Origin of the sequence: Paenibacillus agaridevorans (genome assembly GCF_003112455.1) — a bacterium.
Classification (GTDB): domain Bacteria; phylum Bacillota; class Bacilli; order Paenibacillales; family Paenibacillaceae; genus Pristimantibacillus; species Pristimantibacillus agaridevorans.
The window spans coordinates 36,858-42,691 of sequence record NZ_BDQX01000291.1; the positions used below are offsets into that span (position 1 = coordinate 36,858).

A 5,834-nucleotide genomic window follows, 5' to 3' on the forward strand; every position below is an offset into this window, starting at 1 on the left:
GAGCCGGGTTGATCCAGGCGGCGGAGACTGTCATCAAGCTGCTTCGGAGCCGGGCGATCAAGCATGGCCGTGCTGCGCAGCAGTCGACCGCATTAACATTGCGCGAAACCGCCGATCTGTTAGGCGAGACGATGGAACAAAGCGGGCGCGATCGTCTCTCTCGATTGGTGAATTGGCTGGAGGCTTCCTATTATGAGCCGCCTGGAGCATTGCGCGATGCGCCGACAGCAGAAGAGCTGCGCAGTTTGTGCCGCATATTGTTGAAACACTCGCAAAGAAGCGGAAGCAAGATGCGAGCTGCTTCCAATAAAATGCAAGCGAAGGATCAGACGCGGGCAACTTAACGTCTTTTTTGGACGCATGGATAGAGAAAAAGCGTTTAACGACGAAACATCCTTTCTCGAATAGATGCGAGAGGGATGTTTTTTGTCGAAGGAAGCACCCAAGAACGCGCTTCGCACCTTGACTCTATTTGAGCGGCTTATGTATAATTACTGCATCAATTGAGGGAGGCTCGGTCATGACGAAGCAAAATGAAATTATCGTTGTTCTCGATTTCGGAGGACAATACAACCAGCTGATTGCGCGCCGCATTCGGGATTTGGGCGTGTACAGCGAACTGCTGCCATATAACACGCCGGTGGAACGGATCCGCGAATTGGCGCCGAAAGGCATCGTATTCTCGGGAGGACCGGCTAGCGTATACGAAGAAAATTCGCCGCTTGTAGATCCTGCGATCTACGACTTGAACGTGCCGATCTTCGGCATCTGCTACGGGATGCAACTGATGTCCCACCAGCTAAACGGCAAAGTCGAACGCGCGGGCAAACGCGAATACGGCAAAGCGCAAGTGGAATTCGCGGAGGGCGGCCACATTGCGCACGGACTTGACCGCGTGCAGACGGTATGGATGAGCCACAGCGACCTCGTCATCGAACCTCCAGCAGGCTTCAAAGTCGATGCAAGCACGGAGCACGCGCCAATCGCCGGCATGAGCAACGAGGAACGCAAGCTGTACGCGGTTCAGTTCCACCCGGAGGTGCGCCACTCGGAGTTCGGCAACGAGATGATCCGCAACTTCCTGTACAACATTTGCGATTGCGACGGCAATTGGTCGATGGAAACGTTCATTGACGATACGATTCGCGAAATTCGCGACCAAGTCGGCGACAAAAAAGTGCTTTGCGCATTGTCCGGCGGCGTTGATTCGTCCGTAGTGGCTATTCTGCTTCACAAGGCGATCGGCGATCAACTGACTTGTATGTTTATCGACCATAACCTGCTGCGCAAGGGCGAAGCGGAAGGCGTTATGGAAACATTCGTCGGCAAATTCGATATGAAAGTACTGAAGATCGACGCGCGCGACCGCTTTATGGACAAGCTGAAAGGCGTTGACGATCCCGAGCAAAAACGTAAAATCATCGGCAACGAATTTATCTATGTATTCCAGGAGGAATCGGGCAAGCTGGACGATTTCGAATTCCTGGCGCAAGGCACGTTGTATACGGATATCGTAGAGAGCGGCACGGCTACCGCGCAAACGATCAAGTCCCATCATAACGTTGGCGGCTTGCCGGAGGACATCAAGTTCAAGCTCGTCGAGCCGCTTAAAGCGTTGTTCAAAGACGAAGTGCGCAAAGTCGGCGAAGAGTGCGGCTTGCCGGATGCCATCGTATGGCGCCAACCGTTCCCGGGTCCTGGCCTTGCGATTCGCGTCCTTGGCGAGGTAACGGAAGAGAAGCTGCACATCGTTCGAGAGTCCGATGCTATTCTTCGCGACGAGATCGCGAAAGCGGGTCTTGACCGCGAAATCTGGCAATACTTCACGGCGCTCCCGAACATGAAGAGCGTAGGCGTCATGGGCGACGCACGCACGTACTCCTATACGGTAGGCATCCGCGCCGTAACGTCCATCGACGGCATGACGGCCGACTGGGCGCGTATCCCTTGGGACGTGCTGGAGAAAATCTCCGTTCGTATCGTCAACGAGGTCGACAATGTCAACCGTATCGTATACGACGTGACGTCGAAGCCGCCGGCGACGATCGAGTGGGAATAAACGAAATGCAATTAACAGGCTTGGAAATCTCTTTCACTAAGAGATTGTCCAAGCTTTTTGTTTGGGTTCGTGATCGGGATTACGCTACAAATATGCCGGGGACCAGAACGTTCCAGGTGGAGATCGACGGGCATCGGGTTCGGCACCCATGGACAAGAAGGCTTCCGCTGGACGGAAGCGGGAACCTTCAAGCTGGACGAGGAAGTTGTGGAGCTGTCGCTTGTGGATAGAACGATGTCTCTACAAATTGGTAAGCAGATAGGGCAGCGAATGAAGTTTTTATTAGGTATCAATGGTCCAGATATTTATGCTTTCGAGGTAAACTATCGATTGTTTTTAAAGATTGGAACATTATGCGGTTTCAAATGCCTATATGTTCTTGTCCTCTGACATCTTATCGGATGTCAAGAATGCGTTCGTATAAATGACAAGAATGCCGATCAATGATGATCGGCATTTGGCAACAACTTCATTGGCTAATGCTTAAAATATCTCTTGGCGGATTGCCCGTACGACGAATCTCGTTAATCTGAGAATTCGTCAGTCTGCGTCCTACGAGAACGAGGGAAGAAGTTACATCGTTAAAATCTGGGAGACTCGCTACGTTCTGACTGCCTCGGAATATACGCACAGAGCCTCGGAAATTAATATCTGAGAATAGTACAAGCGTGACTTGTCTTCTATTTACAACATTGCGCAATCTAAAGCTAGAGAGCACATCATTGAAACGAAATGCATTTAAGTCTCTGATAGCTACTCCACCGCGTCTAAATAAAATCCTTCTTCCAGAAAAGTTATTATCCATAAACAGGGACAATCTAACATCTCGATTTGCCAATTTTATCACCCTCCATATCAGTGTAAGATAGATTATGAAATTTCACTTTAAAATGATAGGGATAAGAATCCTAAGTAAAATGCCTGTTTCGCAAAATAGAATTCTGCCAAAAAGCCGAATTTTATCGAAAATGGAAGCCGGAAAATAATAAGAGCGGAAGCTCCATATAAATACTCCCTTCTATCTGCGTTGTTCGGCAAATAGAAGGGAGTATTTTCTTATGACCAAGGAGATTAGGAGGAGTATCGGAAGCTGTCCAGTTCTAGGAATTGTCATACGAAGTTGCAAGTTTTCGGCATGCCGTCCCCGCTCTAAGGCATGTTACAATAAAAAGGATGAATTGGAGACATGACTATATCGGCGGGGAGTGAGTCGGAGATGGCGCGGAAATGGCGGAAGTGGCTTCCGAACACGTTAAAATACAGACTTTTTACGGCTTATATTCTTCTTTTAATGCTTCCTTTGTGCATCGCCATTTTTTGGTTATTCCAGCATTTCGAATCCATCCGGCAGCAGGATATGATGGAGCGCATGTCCGAGCGCATGCAGCAGGTTCATACCTCTCTCACCGATATGATGGCGTTTGCCTATAAAGCCAATACCATGCTGAGTCAGGACGAAAGCCTGATTCAGATTATGCATGACCCGGACAACTACGATCCTCTCCACAGAAAAAAAGTGATCGAGAGCAAAATGTTCGGCATAAACAACAGCTTCTTTTTCCATCAAACGGAGCTTTATTTTCGGTTTATTGACCGCAAAGGCCATGTATATACATCGTACGCCCCCAACGCGCAGCTAACCAATGATCTGGCGGAATTGCAAGCTTGGCAGGACAGACTGCAGGTTGGCGCACGTCCTTACCGCTGGGTAGCCGATGACTGGAATGATATAAAGGACAGCCAAGGGGACAAGCTGCTCAGCCTGTACACGCTGCTCGATGACCAGCTCAGGGGGAAATACGGGCTGGCGCGCATCAGCATCAACATACAGGAATGGTTCCGCAGCACGCTAAAGGACAGCCCGGCCAGCCGCGATCTGACTATCTTTACCGGCGAGGGGGAAAGCGTGCTGCAGAACGCGGATACCTCCTTTGGCCCGAGCAATATGGACAGAATGATCTCAGCCCGGGAGAAGGAAGGACACTACACGGATTCAAAAGCTTTGACGATGGTCCATTACAGCTATGTGGAAGAGCTGGACTGGTATGTGGTCAGCCAAATGCCCTTAAGCGAGCTGCAACAGGAGGTTCAGCGGCTCCGATTAATCGTTTATTTGTTTTTGGGCGTGCTGGTGGTCGTTTTTGTGCTGGTTACATTCTTTTTGGCAACGCGTATGACAAAGCCGCTCAATGTTCTGAAGCGCAGTATGGAGGAAGCGTCGGACAAAAAGCTGAATGTAAAAATATCCGTCGGCACGGGAGCGACTGACGAGGTACGTTCGCTTGGCGAAAGCTTTAACCGGATGATAGACGATGTCATCGAGCTTATTGACAGGCTGAAACAGGAGGAGCGGCAAAAGCAGGTTGTCCGCTTCCAGATGCTACTGTTTCAGATGAACCCGCATTTTCTGCTGAATACCTTGAACACGGTTAAATGGATGGCAAGAAAAGAAAAGCAGAGCGCTATTGCCGGCATCTGCACCTCGCTGGGGTCCATTCTGGAGGCCTGTCTCAATTCAGATATTGAGTTGATTGCATTGAAGGAAGAAATCAAGCTGCTGCGTTCGTACGAATCGATTCAGGTATTACGCTTTCGGGAGCAATTTACAATGGTGTACGAGGCGGAGGAGGCAGTGCAATACGCGCTCGTCCCCAAACTCAGCTTGCAGCCGCTTGTTGAGAATTGCATCGTCCATGGTTTCGACGCCTCCGAAGGTCGCGGCATCATTCGGGTCAGGGCCCGCGAGGAGGGAAACGAGCTTGTGCTGGAAGTGGCGGATAACGGCATTGGCATAGAGAAAGCGGCTGCAAGGCCCGGCAGGCGCAGCGGTCACGGGATCGGGCTGAGCAATTTGAGGGAGCGGCTGCAACTGCTGTTCAAGCGGGAGGGCAATCTCGAGATTATTTCCGGGGAGCAAGGAACGACGGTCAGGATCCGATTGCCATTACTGATTGCCGCGCCTTATTCAGAGAAGGGGGATAGTGGCCATGTGGACGGTTTTGCTGGTGGAAGATGAAGGTTATGTCCGCGAGGCGATTCGGGAAACGCTGGACTGGGAAAGCCACGGCTTCTGCGTTGCGGGCGAGGCGGGGACCGGCAAGGAGGCTCTGGAAGCCATTTTGGAGTGGAAGCCGGATGTGGTCATTGCCGATATTGTCATGCCGGGCATGGACGGGATTGAATTGCTTAAGGAAACGCGGAAGGCCGGAATCCGCAGCCGGTTTATTATGTTGACGGCCATGAACCAATTTGATTATGCGCGCGACGCGCTTCAATACGGAGCCTTTAATTATTTGCTGAAGCTATCGCTGAGTGATGAGGTTCTATTGGAGAATCTGGCCAGGATCAGGGAGGAATTGCTGGGGGAGCTGAAGGAAGCGGGGGAGGCGCTGTATCCGCTGTATCATAGAATCTGGGCGGAAATCAGCGGAAATCGCGTGCCTGCGCATGCAGCGCCGATCGCACTGCCCGCAGCCGCCGGCAAATTTCATAGTCTGAGGCTTAGTATTGCAGCAGTATTGAGCGGAGCCGATCCCGCGCTTCCCCATCAGGCGGGAATCCGGACGGAGAAGTATCTGCTGGTGCAATCCTTTTGCGACGGCGGGCAGACGACCTTCTTCTGCTGGAGCTTCCCCGACAAGGCTGGCCAGGCTTGCGACAGCGGGTTCTGCCGTCCCGGCGAGCCGGCAGCGGACGGCGGTCTGGAACAATTCGCCCGGGAGTGGCGGCGAGTGCTCAACCAATTGAACGGCAGCTGGTATGGCATCATGGAGCT

Annotated in this window: 5 protein-coding genes; all 5 read left to right on the forward strand. The window is 51.6% G+C overall.

Features of this window, described 5'->3' with window-relative positions:
• Window positions 1-344: hypothetical protein (locus tag PAT3040_RS24165; protein WP_181376803.1), on the forward strand; the 344-nt coding region annotated here is incomplete at its 5' end.
• Window positions 345-520: 176 nt separating this feature from the next.
• A complete protein-coding gene (gene guaA, locus PAT3040_RS24170) occupies window positions 521-2,059 on the forward strand; it encodes a glutamine-hydrolyzing GMP synthase (protein WP_108994692.1) in 1,539 nt (512 codons plus the stop codon).
• Between the two features lie 57 nt (window positions 2,060-2,116).
• Window positions 2,117-2,449 (forward strand): hypothetical protein, encoded by a 333-nt coding sequence (locus PAT3040_RS24175; RefSeq protein ID WP_108994693.1) that lies wholly within the window; start codon window positions 2,117-2,119, stop codon window positions 2,447-2,449.
• Window positions 2,450-3,245: 796 nt separating this feature from the next.
• Window positions 3,246-5,075, forward strand: coding sequence for a sensor histidine kinase (locus PAT3040_RS24185; protein ID WP_146200531.1), 1,830 nt, complete (start codon window positions 3,246-3,248; stop codon window positions 5,073-5,075).
• Window positions 5,047-5,834: response regulator (locus PAT3040_RS24190; RefSeq protein WP_146200534.1), on the forward strand; the 788-nt coding region annotated here is incomplete at its 3' end. The genes PAT3040_RS24185 and PAT3040_RS24190, both read left to right, overlap by 29 nt.

Excerpts from the sequence above, each read along its gene's own strand:
- guaA (WP_108994692.1), top strand. The coding sequence starts at position 521 with ATGACGAAGCAAAATGAAATTATCGTTGTTCTCGATTTCGGAGGACAA.
- PAT3040_RS24185 (WP_146200531.1), top strand. The coding sequence starts at position 3,246 with ATGACTATATCGGCGGGGAGTGAGTCGGAGATGGCGCGGAAATGGCGG.